Source organism: Thermoanaerobacterium sp. R66 (genome assembly GCF_028895185.1).
Taxonomy (GTDB): Bacteria; Bacillota; Thermoanaerobacteria; order Thermoanaerobacterales; family Thermoanaerobacteraceae; genus Thermoanaerobacterium.
This window is the reverse complement of the sequence record NZ_JAEUWW010000001.1, coordinates 1,632,144-1,648,724: the sequence shown is the minus strand read 5'-3', so window position 1 is coordinate 1,648,724 and position 16,581 is coordinate 1,632,144. Positions and strand designations below refer to the sequence as shown.

Sequence of the window (16,581 nt, the reverse complement as noted above, 5' to 3'; positions counted from 1 at the left end):
TATGATATAATAGCCTTGTAGGAGGTATTTTTTATGAAAAGGATTGATAAAGTTTACGAGAAGCTTAAAGAGATATGCTTAAGACAGCTAAAAAATGATGGCGTGATAAAAGGATGCTCTGCAATTGATCTATCTAATGAGCTTAATATTCATAGAGCAAATGTATCAAGCGATCTAAATAAAATGTACAAGGATGGCAAGATAGATAAAATCGAAGGAAAGCCTGTCTTATTCAGCATAAGGCAAGATGAATTGACCAAAAATCTTAATACAGTGGAAGACGACGCTTTTAAAAAGATAATTGGTTCAAATCTAAGCCTTAAAAATGCTGTTCAACAAGCAAAAGCGGCTATCATGTATCCTCCACATGGACTTCATACATTAATATTAGGTGAAACGGGTACAGGCAAGTCGATGTTTGCGGAGACAATGTACGAATACGCCAAAGAGATAGGCAGGATCAAGACAAATGCTCCATTTGTGGCTTTTAACTGTGCTGATTATGCCAACAATCCACAGCTTCTCATGGCGCAGCTATTTGGAGTGAAAAAAGGGGCGTACACCGGTGCAGATAAAGACAAGATAGGGATAGTGGAGAAAGCGGACAAAGGAATACTATTTCTCGACGAAGTCCATAGATTGCCACCAGAAGGACAAGAGATGCTTTTTTATCTTATAGACAAAGGGATGTTCAGACACTTAGGTGAAACAGACGCACAGCATAAAGCGGATGTGCTTATAATATGTGCGACTACAGAAAATGTAGAATCAATACTTCTTAAGACTTTTACGCGGCGAATCCCGATGGTGATAAATTTGCCATCATTAAAAGAAAGAACTTATGAAGAGAGATTTGAAATAATAAAGAATTTTATGATTGACGAGGCATCTATAATCAAAAACGACATATCAATAACATCAAACGCATTGAAAGCATTTCTGCTTTATGATTGTCCAAACAACATAGGGCAGCTAAAAAGCGACATAAAGCTTTGTGCGGCAAAAGCATACCTTGGATTCATGATGAATAGGGACAAAGAAGTTGTTATACACACAGAAGATCTTCCACAGTATATAAAAAGAGGGCTTTTCAAATACAAAGAGGAAAAAGATAAAATCGATAAATTTGTAAAAGACGATAAAATAATGTTTTCTATAGACAAAATGGACATCATTCCATCTGAAGATAGTAAATCATTCAACTTTTACGAAGCGCTGGAGGAGAAGCGTAAATCTCTGGAGAAAAAAGGTATAAATGAAGATGACATAAAACTCATAATGAATTTGGATATAGAAACTTATCTAAAAAGGTATATTGATGAAGCTAAAAGGTACAATTTAGAGGAACTTTATAAAGTTGTCGACAAGAGAATTGTTGATATTGTGGATAATTTTCTGAATCATGCAGGAAAAATGTTAAAAAGAGAGTTTAGTGAAAAGACACTGTATGGTCTTTCTATGCACGTTGCCAGCTCAATCGAAAGGATATCAAGTGGTAAGAAAATAGAAAACCATCAATTAGACGATATAAAAAGGATATACAAGGATGAGTTTGAAGTTTCTAAAGAGCTTAAAAAATTGATAGAGAGAGAATTTGACATAGAGGTTCCAGAAGATGAAGTAGGCTTTATAACCATGTTTTTGTGCCTCGACATAAAACAAGAAAAAGATGAAGAAAAGGTCAGCGTCATAGTTGCAATGCATGGTGAGTCTACGGCTACATCCATAGCAGATGTTTCAAATAGATTGCTGGGGGAAAATTTTGTCGTAGGGTACAATATGCCACTTGACCAGAAGCCTGAAATCGCTCTTAACAACCTATGTGACCTAATTAAGAAGACGAATAAGGGAAAAGGTGTATTGCTTCTTGTAGACATGGGTTCATTAGTTTTCTTTGGTGATATGGTATACGAAAAAACAGGTATTCCAGTCAAGACGGTTGAAATGGCATCAACACCTATGGTATTAGAAGCAGGAAGAAAAGCATTATTAAATGCATCACTTGATGAAGTTTACGATTCTGCGCTTAATTTAAGCCCTTATATAGGAAGGATATATAAGGACAACTTTGAGATGCAAAACGGATTTAAAAATGACGTCATAATAACTGCCTGCATCACAGGTGAAGGCACAGCATTGAAATTAAAATCCATCTTAGAGAAAAAACTCGATCTGAAATCAGCAGGCATTGACATCATACCTTTAAATATAGAAGACAAAAGAGAATTTAAGCGAAAGCTACAGAATATAAAAAGGGAAAAGAATGTATTAGCAGTAGTAAGCGCATTTGACCCAGGCGATGATACAGTTAAATACATTTCAACTACTGATGTGTTTGACAACCGTAAATTAAGATCTTTAAAAGCTATGATTGATTCAAGAGATGCACTTGAAACCATAGACAACATGAAAGAGATAATCGCAGAAAACGTAAATATTGATGCGGGAAAATACATCAATGCGTTTAAAGAATTTTATCTAAACATTGCAGAAAACAATGTAACTCTCGATAATGACAAAATAATCGGTCTAATACTTCATCTTGCTTGTGCAATAGAACGTGTATTAAATGATGGCGAATTAATACGGATCAAAAACTGTAAATCAATCATAGAAAACAACACATCAAAATACGAAATGATAAAGACTGCCGTAAAACCAGTAAACGAAGCTTTTGACATGGCTTTATCAGATGATGAATATGTGAGCATAATGATGATAGTTTTTTCGCTTTAATACACATATGTGTATTGATTACGGTTACAAACAATACAGATTGATACAGGTTTTTTAACGATACGAAAAGCTATGAAATTCAAGCTTTTGCTACTCGAAATTGCTTTGGCACGGTATTTGCATTATCTATAAGCAGAAAATTAAATTGGAGGTGAAATGAAATTAGATGAAGATAGTTTTGGTTTGTTCAGCAGGGATGTCAACAAGTTTGCTTGTAAAAAAGATGAAAGATACAGCAGCCAAAAAAGGTGTAGAAGTTGAGATTGAAGCTTATGCCGAAGCTGATTTGAAGCGTAACTTAGAAAATGTAGACGTTATATTGATTGGACCACAAGTAAGATATTTGCTTGAAAAAATCAAGCAAATTGCTGAACCAAAGGGAATTGCTGTAGATGTAATTGAATCGAAACTTTACGGTAAAGTTGACGGTGAAGGAGTTTTGAATAAAGCTTTAAGCATCTTAAAAAAGTAGAGAACTAATTTAATATTTATAAGCAGGAGGAGTGTAATGTGAAAAAAATTATGAGTTTTTTGGAAAAGTATTTTGTTCCCATTGCTGCAAAGTTTGGTTCAGAAAGACATTTAGTTGCCATTCGTGATGGATTTGCAATGATAATGCCTCTTATACTTGCTGGTGCATTTGCAGTTTTGATAAACAATTTGCCAATACAAGCATATCAGAATTTTATGGTTGGAATATTTGGCAAATCGTGGACAACTTTTGGTGGGAATTTGTGGAATGGTACTTTTGCAGTAATGTCGATTATACTTGTTGTATCAATAAGCTATAATTTGGCTCTGTCATATGAGTCAAATGGAATAGGTGCCGGGTTAGTGTCATTTGCATCTTTATTGATGTTGTATACACCATCAGCCAAAGATTGGGCAATACCGTATGCATTTTTAGGAGCTCAGGGATTATTCGTATCGATAATTGTCGCTCTTATTTCTACAGAAATATTTGTGCGCTTATTAGGAAATCCAAAATTAGTTATAAAAATGCCTGAAGGAGTGCCACCTGCTGTTGCAAAATCTTTTGCTGCATTATTGCCATCTTTGATAGTATTATCTATTTGGGCTTTGTTTAAATCAATAACTGTAGCTCTAGGGTTAACAGACATTCATCAAGCTATATTTAATGCAATTCAAGCTCCATTAACTGGCTTAGCTGATACATTAGGTTCTGCAATTGTAGTTGCATTTCTTATACATTTTTTATGGTTCTTTGGATTACATGGCACAAATATATTAGGACCAATATTAAATGCAGTTTACTTGCCTGCTATAAATGACAATATAGCTGCATTAAAGGCAGGGAAAGCTATTCCACATATAGTGACAATGCCATTCTTTGACGCATTCGTTCATTTGGGTGGTGCCGGCACAACCATTGGATTAATTATAGCTATCTACATTGCATCAAGAAGAAAGAAAAAGAGAAATGAGATGCAGAATATAGCCAATTTAGCTATTGCACCAGGAATATTCAATATTAATGAACCGATGATTTTTGGTATGCCGTTAGTCTTAAATCCTATATTTTTCATACCGTTTATCTTGACACCAATTATTCTCACAATTATTAGCTATTTTGCCATATCATTGGGAATAGTACCAAGAACTATTGCTATGATGCCTTGGACAACACCACCGATAATAGGAGGCTTTTTGGTAACAGGATCGATTAGAGGTGCTATACTTGCATTAGTAAATCTAATTATAAGTGTAGTAATATATTTACCTTTTGTATTAGCGGCAGAAAAAATTGAAGAAAAATCTAATAAAACAAATGAAGAAGCATTAGTGGAAGAAAAAGTTAGATAGATATTAATTTTGATTGTATAATGGCGTGATAAGCAATGAATCTGCCTATTGACAATAAAAGGTTTTGCTTATCATGCCAATATTAATAATTATTTTTATTGAAATTGAGGTGTATTATATTGAAAAGATTAGGTATTTCAGTTTATTTGAATAGCAATAGTTTGCAAGATAATATGCAATATATTAATCTGGCATCAAAATACGGGTTTGAAATAGTGTTTACGACTTTGATATCTATAAATAATAGCAATTTTGATAAATATTACAATGATTTTATTAGCTTAGTAAAATATTCTAACGATATTGGAATGAAAGTAATTGCGGATGTGGAACCTGAAATATTAAAAAAGTTAAACATTTCTTATACAAATTTGAAAAAATTGTCTGAAATTGGACTTTACGGAGTAAGGCTCGATTTAGGATATAGCGGATTGGAAGAATCAATAATGACATTTAATAATCATGGATTAAAAATTGTCTTAAATATGAGCAATGGAACGGATTATTTAGAAAATATTCTATCATATAGTCCGAATATATACAACATTATTGGATGTCATAATTTTTATCCTCATAGATACACGGGTTTAAGTTATGAACATTTTTATAAATGCAGTCGTAAATTCAAAGAATTTGGAGTAAGGACTGCTGCATTTGTGAGTTCAAATGATGCAAACTTTGGGCCATGGCCTATTTCGGAAGGGCTTTGTACTTTGGAAATGCATAGAGATCTTCCTGTCGATATTCAGGCAAAACATTTATTTGCTACAGGATTAATAGATGATGTGATTATTGGTAATGCATTTGCATCTGAAAGTGAACTAAAAAAGCTTAGTCAAATAAATAAAGATATAATAGAATTTAGAGTAAACCTAGTTGACAACATTACGCCTATAGATAGGAAAATAGTATTGGAAGAATTTCATTTTGTTAGAGGAGATATTTCAGAATACTTATTAAGATCTACTCAAAGCAGAGTTAAATATAAAGACCATAAATTTTTACCATACAATGTGACAGATATTAAAAGAGGAGATGTATTAATAGACACATATTTATATCAAAATTATGCGGGAGAATTACAAATAGCGCTAAAAGATATTAAAAATACAGGTAAGACAAACGTTGTGGGTAGAATCGATGAAAGAGAAATATTTTTATTAGATTATTTAAAACCATGGTCAAAATTTAGTTTTGTAGAAGGCAAATAGTCATTATAGTTTAGGAGGCAAAACAATGGAATTAGAAGAGATTGTATTTCAAATTATATTAAATGCGGGGAATGCTAAAAGCAATTGTTTTGATGCGCTGAAAAGTGCTAAAGATGGTGATTTTAAATCGGCGGAAAATTATATTAATAAAGCAGAAGAAGAGATTATTAAAGCTCATAATATACAAACAAGTATGCTTCAAAAAGAAGCAAACGGTGATCATCAAATAGTTACACTTCTATTGATGCATGCAGAGGATCATATGATGTCTGCGATTTTGGCGAAGGATCTGATTACTGAGATGATCGATTTGTATAAATTGATTTATTCTGCAAAAGGTGTAAAATAACCGTAGGATCAAAAATAACTACGGGAAGGAGAGTTCTTTAAATGTCTAAAAAAGGTTTGAAAATAGCTACCATAGGTGGAGGTTCAAGCTATACGCCTGAATTGGTGGAAGGCTTCATAAAAAGGTATGATGAGCTGCCTGTAAAAGATTTATACCTTGTGGACATTGAGGAAGGAAAAGAAAAATTAGAGATTGTGGGAAATCTCGCAAAGCGAATGGTTGAAAAGGCTGGTGTGGACATTAATATTCATTTAACTTTAGACAGGCGTGAGGCAATAAAAGATGCAGACTTTGTGACTACACAGTTTAGGGTTGGACTTTTGGATGCTCGAATTAGAGATGAGAAAATACCTTTAAGATATGATGTGATAGGACAGGAGACGACAGGTCCTGGTGGGTTTGCAAAAGCTCAGAGGACGATACCGGTGATACTCGATATATGCAAGGATATAGAAGAATTATCTCCAGATGCATGGCTTATTAACTTTACAAATCCGTCAGGTATAATTACAGAAACAGTTTTAAAGCATACAAAGGTGAAAGTGATAGGCCTATGTAATGTTCCAATAGGTATGGTATATGGCGTTGCAGAAATGCTTGATGTAGATGTAAAGCGGGTGTCAATAGATTTTGCAGGGCTTAATCATCTTGTATGGGGTACCCATGTGTATTTGGATGGTGAAGACATAACAGAGAAATTGATAGATAGCTTTGCAGGTGGCAAGTCTATGTCTATGAAGAATGTGCCTGACTTACCATGGGAACCAGAGTTTATCAAATCTCTTGGAATGTATCCGTGCCCATATCACAGGTATTATTATCTTACAGATAAAATGCTGGAGGAAGAAAAGAAAGATGCAGCAACGATAGGGACAAGGGGTGAACAAGTCAAAAAGCTTGAAAAAGAGCTGTTTGAATTGTATAAAGATCCAAATCTCAATGTAAAACCACCACAACTGGAGAAAAGAGGTGGAGCTCACTATTCCGATGCAGCATGTTCACTGATAAACTCAATATACAACGATAAAAAAGACATTCATGTGGTAAATGTCAAGAACAATGGCACAATTTTAGATTTGCCAAATGATGTGGTTATTGAGACAAATGCCGTGATAGATAAAAATGGTGCACATCCAATAAATATAGGGCATGTACCGACAAAGATAAGAGGTTTGATGCAATCAGTGAAAGCTTACGAGGAATTGACAATAGAAGCTGGTGTGACAGGCGATTACTATACTGCACTTCAAGCTTTAACAATACATCCGCTTGTACCATCATCAACAGTAGCTAAAAAAATCTTGGACGATATTATCAGAGAAAACATAGATTACTTGCCACAATATAGGTAACAAAAAAAGCCGGGTTTTCCGGCTTTTTATAGACATTTTGTGAAACTAAATTACAAAATAATAAAATACACTTGAAATTTTATTTCACATGTAATATAATTATAAATAGGAAGAGGTGAAAACATTAACATGGCAGGAGATATAGAAAAAATTAAAGCAGTTATAAATAATCTAAAGCCGTCGGAAAAGAAAGTTGCAGAGTATATAATAAAAAATGCTGATAAAATTTCGGAACTATCTATAGGTGAACTTTCGAAAAATAGCGGTACAAGCGAGGCAAGTGTCGTAAGATTTTGCAAAAATCTTGGATACAAAGGTTATCAAGATCTTAAAATAAAAATTTCAGCAGATTATACATATAAAACAAAAAGCATTCAAGGTTTTGTAAATATAAACGATGATATAAATTCTATCGTTGTTAAAATATCAAAGAATAATATGCAGGCAATAGAAAAGACGATGGATATGCTTGATAGAGATGAGCTGCAAAAAGCTGCTGATGCTATATTAAATGCTAATAGAATAGATATTTATGGTGTTGGAGCATCTGCTATTGTTGCACAAGATATGTTACAGAAATTTATGAGAATAAATAAATCTTGTACAGCTTACAGCGATTCTCACATGCAACTTGCATCTGCTGCAAATCTAAGCAATGGGGATGTTGCGGTAGGAATATCTTATTCCGGTGAAACAATGGATACTGTAGATGCTTTGAAAATAGCGAAAAATTCAGGTGCTACGACAATTTGCATAACAAGATTTGGAAATTCATCCATAACAAATGTTTCAGATATCAAACTTTTTGTATATTCTACGGAAGCGATTTTTAGAAGTGGTGCAATGGCATCACGTATAGCACAATTAAATGTCATAGATATACTGTTTTCTGTAATTGCTTGTAGAAAATATGAAGATATAATTAAATATTTAGAAAATACAAGTGAAGCTGTTTCATCAAGAAAATATTGAAGGAGGATTTTATGTTAAATATATTCAGAAAAAGTTGCAGAAGATTATTGATAAAGGCACCAGTTGATGGCGAGATAGTAGATATAGTAGAAGTTCCAGATGAAGTATTTGCTCAAAAGCTTGTAGGCGATGGAGTAGCCGTAAATCCTAAATCGGATATTTTTGTATCACCAGTTGAAGGTGTCATAACAACTGTTTTCCCAACAAAACATGCAATAGGCATCAAGACAATAGAAGGAATCGAGATAATGATACACGTTGGTGTAGATACCGTAAAATTAAACGGAGAGGGGTTTACGACATTTATAAATGAAGGCGATAAAGTAAAAGTTGGAGATAAATTATTGCAAATAAATAAACTGATTTTAGAATCAAAGGCAAAGTCGCTCATATCGCCAATCATCATAATAAATACGGAGCGAATTAAAGAGATGAATAAAATCATTGGTAGTGTAACTGCTGGAGAAACAGATATTATAGAAGCAGTTATTTAATTGTTTAATCATGAATTAAATTTTCATAAATATAATTTATTTATGAAGTAATGTAACATGAAAGGGGGATAGTAAAGAATATCAAGTTTTCAAAGATAAAAAAAAGGAGGATGAAAAATGTCAAGAGAAAAAGACATAGCCGAAAGTATCATTAGGGAATTGGGTGGCAAAGAAAATGTCGTATCAATCACTAATTGTATGACAAGATTAAGAGTGTTAGCAAGGTATTATGACAAAATCAATTATGAATCACTTAAAAAAGTCGAGGGCGTCATTAAAGTCAACGAAGAAGGAGGAGAGCTGCAGATTATTTTAGGACCAGGATTGGTGTCAAAAGTAGCAGGTGAGGCATCTAAAAAAATAGGAATTAAATTGGGAGATGCACAAGAAATCAAAGCTGCAATAAATGAAAAAAACAAAACACCCTTTAAACTTCTTTTAAGAAGAATTGCCAGCATATTTATTCCTTTGATTCCAGGATTAATAGGTGGTGGATTAATACTTGGCATAACCAATGTTGCCACAAAGTTTAACTGGATTGCTGATAAAAATTTGCTGGCTATGTTAAGTTTGTTTGGAAGCACAATTTTCACTTATATGGGCATAATGATAGGCATGAATACTGCTAAAGAATTTGGAGGTTCACCTACGCTTGGTGGTATACTTGCGGGTATCATCTATAATCCTGTTTTGGCGGATATAAAAATAGGCGGCAGTGCACTTGTTGTCGGTAGAGGTGGAATAATCTCTGTATTAATTGCAGCCGCATTTGCAAGTTGGCTTGAAAAAAACATTAGGAAGAGGATGCCAAACAGTATAGAATTACTTGCGACTCCTTTATTGACAATTTTGATAGCAGGCTTTGCAACACTTTATGTATTGCAGCCACTTGGTGGTTTTATAGCCGATGCCATAGGCAAAGCTGTGACAGTTGCGATTGCAGGTAAAGCTGGTATATTTACAGGATTTATACTTGCAGGTACTTTCTTGCCGTTAGTTATGACAGGTTTACACCAGGGGCTTACGCCTATACACATGCAGCTTATTCAATCTACAGGTGTTACAATACTGCTTCCAATTTTAGCAATGGCAGGTGCTGGGCAAGTCGGTGCGGCAATTGCAGTATATGTCAAAACAAAAAGCAAACAGCTTAAAAAGATTATAGAAGGTTCAATACTTGTTGGAATTTTAGGTATTGGTGAACCACTTATTTACGGCGTTACTTTACCTCTCGGACGACCTTTTATAGGAGCATGTATTGGGGCAGCTTTTGGAGGTGCATTTGAAGCATTAAAAGTTGTAGGAGCAAGAGGATTAGGAATATCTGGTATACCTCTTGCTGCTTTAATAGAACCAAATAAAATAATTTATTATATTATCGGTTTAATTATATCATATATTGCAGGATTTATAGCAACTTATTTGCTGGGATTTGAAGATCCAGTAGATGAAGAGATAAAAGATACTCAACCATTTAGTTTTGATGCATAAAAAAAGGGGCGTTTTGCCCCTTTAAGGAGTTGATTGTATGGCATTTGGCGTATCTGTTTATACTACGGATGACTTTTCAAGTCAAAAAAATAAAGAATATATTAAAATGGCAAAAGGTTTGGGCATATGTTCTGTATTTACATCAATGCATATTCCGGAGATAGAATATGGAAGAAAAATAAATGAGATTAAAGATTTAGTGGAGTATATTAAATTATTAGACATGAAACTTACAATAGATATTTCACCTGTTACTATGAATATATTAGGGTCGTCACCAAACAACCTTAAATTATTTTATGAGTTAGGGATAGATTGTTTGAGACTTGATTATGGATTTACGATAGATGAAATTGTTGAAATGACTAAAAATGAATACGGCATAAAAATCGAATTAAATGCAAGCACGATAACAAAACAACAAATAAATGATTTGATAAATAGGAATGCTGATTTGAAAAATTTAAGCGCCTGCCACAATTTTTATCCTAAACCATATACAGGGCTTTCGTACGAGTTTTTTAGAGAAAAAACTTTGATGATAAAAAGCTATGGACTTAAAGTTTCGGCATTTATTCCATCTCAGAAAGGTAAACGAGGTCCAATATGTGAAGGATTACCGACTCTTGAAATTCATAGAAATATAAAACCAGATATAGCCGCAAAACATTTAATCTATTCAGGGATTGATGATGTATACTTTGGAGATGCGTATGCATCTTTTGATGAGATGAATGATGTTACGTCAATTGATAATAATGTCATTGAATTAAAAATTAATTTAGTTAATGATATTATAGATTGTGAAAAAGATTTGATTTTTAATTGTATCCATACAAATAGGTCTGATTCGTCAGAATATATTGTAAGATCAGAAGAATCAAGAGGATATGCAAAAATTGGAATGAAAATAAAAGCCCATAACTGTATCGATAGAAAAAAATACTGTGTAACAATAGACAATGAAAATTTCAAAAGGTATTCTGGAGAGCTAAATATCTGCATGGTTGATTTACCTAAAGATGAAAGGGTAAATGTAGTAGGATATATACCTGAAGAAGAGCACATTCTAGCAGATTTAATCAAACCAGGCGCAAAATTCAAGTTTAGAAAGGGCTGATATCATGAACTTAGAAGTACTAATGACCGAAGGAAGGAATCCGGATACAGTGGATATAGATAAGTTAAGCACAGAGGATATGTTAAGAAAAATAAACGAGGAAGATAAAAAAGTTCCGATGGCTGTAGAAAAAGAAATACCCAATATTGCAAAAGCTATAGATATTGCAGCGGAAAAATTAAAAAAGGGCGGAAGGCTTATATATATTGGTGCTGGTACAAGTGGCAGGCTTGGAATACTTGATGCTTCTGAATGCCCTCCTACATTTGGCGTATCTCCAGAAATGGTACAGGGAATTATCGCGGGTGGAGACATAGCTATAAGAAAAGTTGTCGAAGGCGCAGAAGATAATATAGAACTTGGCAGATTGGACTTGATTGAAAGAAATTTATCCAACAATGATGTTGTGGTAGGAATTGCAGCCAGTGGAAGAACACCTTATGTTTTAGGCGCACTTCATTATGCTAAAGAAATTGGAGCAGCGACAATAGGCATATCGTGTAATCCAAACTCTGAGATGAAAAATCTAGTTGATATAATGATAGCACCTGTTGTTGGACCTGAAGTTATTATGGGGTCCACTAGGATGAAAGCGGGAACTGCTCAGAAGCTTGTATTAAATATGATTTCTACGGGAGTTATGATAAAGATTGGTAAAGTGTACAGCAATTTGATGGTTGATGTACAGGCGACAAACGAGAAATTAATTCACAGGGCAAGGAGGATAGTTAAACTTGCAACAGGAGCTGATGACGTTGCTATTGAGAAGATATTAAATGAGACAGGTTATGATGTTAAATTGACTATACTAATGATACTTACAGGCCTTAAAAAGCCTGAAGCTCAGGAACTTTTGGAAAAGGCAGAAGGTCATATAGAAAAAGCGTTGAAAGAAAATAGGTTGAAAAGAAATTTTACTATCAATGCATAATGCAAATATGATGTATAGCGTTGTTTTTAGCTGAAGAAAATATTTTCTTCAGCTTTTAAATTCATAGCAAATTGGAATAATTTTTTAATATTGAGAGGATTTTTAAGATATATGTACATAAATTTTGGATAGAAGCAATTTTTGGAGTTTGTAATTGTTTTTATAAAGATATAAAATTATATTAAAAGTTGTCTGACATCTGATATATTACAATTAAAATCTTACACAAGTTTAAGTTTACACGGTCTTAACGCTTGCTTAATAATAACTTTACAATTGTCTGTTATATTAAATATGTAAGAAGTTGCACCATTCATCAAAGCAGCTAAAATTTCTTGACTTTAAGTTAATGCACATCTACGTTTCCAATGCATCAGTGTTTAAACGAATATGACATAAGGGGGGATTGTGTTTATACTTAAAAATATTTTCAAATAATAAGAGGAGTAGGAGGGTTCATATGTTGAAAGGTAGAGGCAAAGTTTTAAGTATCATTTTGACATTTGTGATGGTATTTGGCATGGTATTTTCAAGTATGTCTCAGATATCATACGCAGCTACATCAAAGACATTTGATTTTGTAGAAGTCACTGATTTCCACGGGTATCTGCAAGCATCAGGTAAATTAAGCGATGGAACGCCTATCACTCAGGAGAGAGGATCGGTACTGGCAAAAAGGATAAAGGACATAAAGGCAGCAAATCCTGATACTGTCATACTATCTGGCGGAGATATGTTTCAGGGTACGCCTCTTTCAAACGTTTTAAAAGGACAGCCTGTCATCGATATGATGAAAAGCATAGGCTTTGATGCGATGGCATTAGGAAATCATGAGTACGACTGGGGCATTAATTCTGTCATCGATACAGGAAACGCAGTCTTAAAAGGATCCACGATACCTGTTTTAGCAGCTAATGTATACGACAAAACTACAGGCAAACCTGTAAGTTACACGAAACCATACGTTGTAATTGAAAGAGATGGAGTAAAGATCGGTATCATCGGCATCGTTGATAACAAAGAATTCCCATCTATAATTTTGCCATCTCTTATAAGCAATGTAGATTTTAAAGATCCTGTGCCGATCGTAAATAGTCTTGCACAGCAGTTAAGAAATGATGGCGCGCAGATTGTAGTCGTCTTAGCACATATGGGAGCTACGACTGATAAGAATACAGGTGAGACAATAGGTAATCTCATTGATTTTGCAAAGAGCGTAAAAGGCGTAGACGCCATATTTGGCGGTCATACACATACGATTGTCACAACGAGAGTAAATGGAATCCCTGTAGGTGTCGCCAACAATGCAGGTATGGGCTTTATAGATCTTAAGATAACAGTAAATAGTGATGGAACTGTAAGCACAGGAGATATGGTTTACAACGATGATTACAGCTATTACAATACGAAGACACCGATAGTTGACGAAGATGTTCAAAGCATAGTCGATAAAGCCATACAAGATGCTGGACCACTATTTAGCCAGGTCATTGGCACTGCAGATGTAGATTTGACGAGAACTCAAAGTGCAAATCCTTTTGGAGATTCGATTTTAGGAAATTGGACGTCAGAAGTCGTTAAGGACGCTGTAAATGCGGATTTTGCTTTTGGAAACAATGGCGGACTTAGAACAGACGTATTAAAAGGCGATATCACTGTTGGAACAATGTATACGTTGATGCCATTTGACAATACCATTGTCACAGTAAGCATGACTGGTGCAGAGATTAAGAAGGTATTGGAACAAGCTGTTCAGGATGGTGGCAAAGGGATTCAGGTTGCAGGTCTTTCATTTAAGTACGATCCGAATAAGCCATCTATGAATAGAGTATTTGACATGAAGAAATCTGATGGTACACCAATAGATATGAATGCAAGATATCTTGTAGCGACCAATAATTTCATGGGAACTGGTGGAGATGGCTTTACAGAATTTACTGATCCCGATGTACAGAAATCTTACATAGATACGCAGAAATTGGTGAGAGATGCATTTATCGATGCTGTAAAAGCACAAGGTCATATAACGGCAAAAATAGACAATAGGATATCTCCAGCTACAATGATAGCTTCTAATGAGACGACTATAACAGTCTTAGCCACATCTGACGTACATGGGAATCTGGTACCATGGGACTACAGCAGTGCAAAAGAAGCTAATCAGGGCCTTGCGAAAGTGGCAGGTTATGTTGACAAAGTAAGGTCTGAAAATCTAAACGTCGTATTAGTAGACAATGGCGATACGATTCAAGGCACGCCACTTTCATACTACTACGATAAAATTGACACGAAGACTGAATATCCGATGGCAAAAGCTATGGGTGCTATGCACTACGATACGTGGACATTAGGCAACCACGAATTCAATTATGGATTGGATGTATTAAACAGAGTAATCGCTGATATGGAGAAAGAAAACATTCATGTCTTGTCTGCAAATACTTACAAAGATGATGGTACCAACTTTGTAGAGCCTTACTATATTAAGACGATAACTACACCTATGGGTGATGTGAAAGTAGGCATATTAGGACTTACTACAAAAGAAATTCCTTCATGGGAGGACAAATCTCATTATGCAGGGCTTAAATTCAATGATCTTGTAGAAGAGGCAAATAAATGGGTGCCTAAAGTGAGAGCTGCTGGCGCAGACATAGTTGTTGTTGCTATGCACTCCGGTGAGGAAAGCCCATCAGATACCATACCGGAAAATCAGGTAAAAGCTGTAGCTCAAGGTGTAAATGGGATAGATGCGATAATAGCGGGCCATACACATGCTGTAATACAAATGGATACATTTAAAAACCCAGAAGGCAAAGATGTAATAGTGACAGAGCCAGGCAAATGGGGGCAATACGTTTCAAGGATAGATTTCAACATATCTAAAGATGAAAATGGAAAATGGGTAATTGACAGCAAGACAAGCAAAGCTGTTGCAATGGATAGCTCTATACAGCCTGATGAAAACATAATGCAGCTTGCAGAGCCATACCAAGAAGCGACGCTTAAATACGTAGGAACAAAGATAGGCACAGCTTCTGGTGACTTCTTAGGGAAAGATCAGTTGACAAAGGAAACGGCCTTGATGGATCTTATAAACAAGGTGCAAAAATACTATGCAAAGACAGATCTTTCAATAGCTGCACCATTAAGTAGCACTGCTCAGATATTAAAAGGCGATGTTACAATACAAGACATGATGAGTGTATATGTGTTTGAAAATTATTTGTACGGAATAAAGATGACTGGTAAGCAGTTAAAGGATTGGATGGAATGGTCTGCCCGATATTATCAGCAGGTCAAATCTTCAGATGATCCTATAACAAAGGATAAGACCCTCAATATACCGGATTACAACCTTGATCAGCTTTATGGAGCAAGTTACACGATAGATCTTACACAGCCTGTCGGAAACAGGATTAAGAACCTTACGGTAAATGGTAAACCGGTGAAAGACGACGATGTGTTTACAGTTGCAATAAACAACTACAGATTTAATGGCGGCGGAGGTTTCATGAAGGCAGCAGGCATAACAAATCCTGTTGTAGTCTTTGACTCGGCTAAAGCTTATGGTGATGATGGACAGGTAAGAAATTTGATGATAAGTTATATAAAGATGAAAGGAACTATAGATCCCGTTGTCGACAATTACTGGACGATATCTAAGACACCAGTTTCAGAAGGAAATGTTGTAAGTAAAGGCATTGTCACAGCGTCAGCTTTAAATGTGCGATTAGGTGCTGGTACAAATTACAAAGTTATAGGCGTATTAATGGCTGGACAATCTATCAACATAGTAGGCGAAAATAATGGCTGGTATCAAATTGACTACAATGGAAAGACAGGTTATGTATACGGCAAGTATGTAGCTTCGTCCCCAGATTTATCAAATGTAACCGTATTAAAATCGGTGAAGGTGACTGCTAAAGACGGACTTAATGTCAGATTAAATAATTCCATAAGCGCGTTAAAAATAGGAGCAGTACCGTACGGCTATGAATTAAAAGTAGTCGGCGAATACGACGGATGGTATAAGGTTCAGTATAACGGCATATACGGATTTGTTTACGCAAAATACACAAAATAGAAAGATAAACTTAG

At 34.9% G+C, this 16,581-nt stretch carries 12 protein-coding genes; all 12 read left to right on the top strand.

What is annotated here, in order from left to right; all coding sequences use genetic code 11:
• Positions 1 to 33: 33 nt before the first annotated feature.
• The 12 genes from JJQ93_RS08385 (at position 34) to JJQ93_RS08330 (ending at position 16,567) form a co-directional block, all read left to right on the top strand.
• Positions 34 to 2,736 (top strand): sigma-54-dependent transcriptional regulator, encoded by a 2,703-nt coding sequence (locus JJQ93_RS08385; protein WP_274893440.1) that lies wholly within the window; start codon positions 34 to 36, stop codon positions 2,734 to 2,736.
• A gap of 166 nt (positions 2,737 to 2,902) precedes the next feature.
• Entirely contained in the window at positions 2,903 to 3,208 is a 306-nt protein-coding gene (locus JJQ93_RS08380) for a PTS sugar transporter subunit IIB (RefSeq protein WP_274893439.1), read from the top strand.
• A gap of 38 nt (positions 3,209 to 3,246) precedes the next feature.
• Positions 3,247 to 4,560, top strand: a complete 1,314-nt coding sequence (locus tag JJQ93_RS08375) for a PTS sugar transporter subunit IIC (protein WP_274893438.1) — start codon at positions 3,247 to 3,249, stop codon at positions 4,558 to 4,560.
• A gap of 119 nt (positions 4,561 to 4,679) precedes the next feature.
• Positions 4,680 to 5,771, top strand: a complete 1,092-nt coding sequence (locus tag JJQ93_RS08370; protein WP_274893437.1) for a DUF871 domain-containing protein — start codon at positions 4,680 to 4,682, stop codon at positions 5,769 to 5,771.
• Between the two features lie 25 nt (positions 5,772 to 5,796).
• Positions 5,797 to 6,120 carry a PTS sugar transporter subunit IIA gene (locus tag JJQ93_RS08365; protein WP_274893436.1) on the top strand — a complete coding sequence of 108 codons (324 nt, stop codon included), beginning with the start codon at positions 5,797 to 5,799 and terminating at the stop codon, positions 6,118 to 6,120.
• Between the two features lie 41 nt (positions 6,121 to 6,161).
• Positions 6,162 to 7,472 (top strand): 6-phospho-beta-glucosidase, encoded by a 1,311-nt coding sequence (locus JJQ93_RS08360; protein ID WP_085111826.1) that lies wholly within the window; start codon positions 6,162 to 6,164, stop codon positions 7,470 to 7,472.
• Between the two features lie 129 nt (positions 7,473 to 7,601).
• Complete coding sequence (locus JJQ93_RS08355) at positions 7,602 to 8,444, top strand: MurR/RpiR family transcriptional regulator (RefSeq protein ID WP_085111825.1); 843 nt, start codon at positions 7,602 to 7,604, stop codon at positions 8,442 to 8,444.
• An 11-nt stretch (positions 8,445 to 8,455) separates the two neighbouring features.
• A complete protein-coding gene (locus tag JJQ93_RS08350) occupies positions 8,456 to 8,938 on the top strand; it encodes a PTS sugar transporter subunit IIA (RefSeq protein ID WP_085111824.1) in 483 nt (160 codons plus the stop codon).
• A 117-nt stretch (positions 8,939 to 9,055) separates the two neighbouring features.
• The gene (locus tag JJQ93_RS08345) at positions 9,056 to 10,429 is read left to right on the top strand and encodes a PTS transporter subunit EIIC (RefSeq protein WP_274893435.1); all 1,374 of its coding nucleotides are present in this window, start codon (positions 9,056 to 9,058) and stop codon (positions 10,427 to 10,429) included.
• A gap of 37 nt (positions 10,430 to 10,466) precedes the next feature.
• A complete protein-coding gene (locus JJQ93_RS08340) occupies positions 10,467 to 11,549 on the top strand; it encodes a DUF871 domain-containing protein (RefSeq protein WP_274893434.1) in 1,083 nt (360 codons plus the stop codon).
• Between the two features lie 4 nt (positions 11,550 to 11,553).
• The gene (murQ, locus tag JJQ93_RS08335; protein ID WP_274893433.1) at positions 11,554 to 12,480 is read left to right on the top strand and encodes an N-acetylmuramic acid 6-phosphate etherase; all 927 of its coding nucleotides are present in this window, start codon (positions 11,554 to 11,556) and stop codon (positions 12,478 to 12,480) included.
• A gap of 460 nt (positions 12,481 to 12,940) precedes the next feature.
• Positions 12,941 to 16,567, top strand: coding sequence for a 5'-nucleotidase C-terminal domain-containing protein (locus JJQ93_RS08330; RefSeq protein WP_274893432.1), 3,627 nt, complete (start codon positions 12,941 to 12,943; stop codon positions 16,565 to 16,567).
• Positions 16,568 to 16,581: the final 14 nt, after the last annotated feature.

What these genes read in the sequence shown, in the direction of transcription:
- JJQ93_RS08385 (WP_274893440.1), top strand. Translation starts at nt 34, where the DNA reads ATGAAAAGGATTGATAAAGTTTACGAGAAGCTTAAAGAGATATGCTTA.
- JJQ93_RS08380 (WP_274893439.1), top strand. Translation starts at nt 2,903, where the DNA reads ATGAAGATAGTTTTGGTTTGTTCAGCAGGGATGTCAACAAGTTTGCTT.
- JJQ93_RS08365 (WP_274893436.1), top strand. Translation starts at nt 5,797, where the DNA reads ATGGAATTAGAAGAGATTGTATTTCAAATTATATTAAATGCGGGGAAT.
- JJQ93_RS08360 (WP_085111826.1), top strand. Translation starts at nt 6,162, where the DNA reads ATGTCTAAAAAAGGTTTGAAAATAGCTACCATAGGTGGAGGTTCAAGC.
- JJQ93_RS08355 (WP_085111825.1), top strand. Translation starts at nt 7,602, where the DNA reads ATGGCAGGAGATATAGAAAAAATTAAAGCAGTTATAAATAATCTAAAG.
- JJQ93_RS08350 (WP_085111824.1), top strand. Translation starts at nt 8,456, where the DNA reads ATGTTAAATATATTCAGAAAAAGTTGCAGAAGATTATTGATAAAGGCA.
- JJQ93_RS08345 (WP_274893435.1), top strand. Translation starts at nt 9,056, where the DNA reads ATGTCAAGAGAAAAAGACATAGCCGAAAGTATCATTAGGGAATTGGGT.
- JJQ93_RS08340 (WP_274893434.1), top strand. Translation starts at nt 10,467, where the DNA reads ATGGCATTTGGCGTATCTGTTTATACTACGGATGACTTTTCAAGTCAA.
- murQ (WP_274893433.1), top strand. Translation starts at nt 11,554, where the DNA reads ATGAACTTAGAAGTACTAATGACCGAAGGAAGGAATCCGGATACAGTG.
- JJQ93_RS08330 (WP_274893432.1), top strand. Translation starts at nt 12,941, where the DNA reads ATGTTGAAAGGTAGAGGCAAAGTTTTAAGTATCATTTTGACATTTGTG.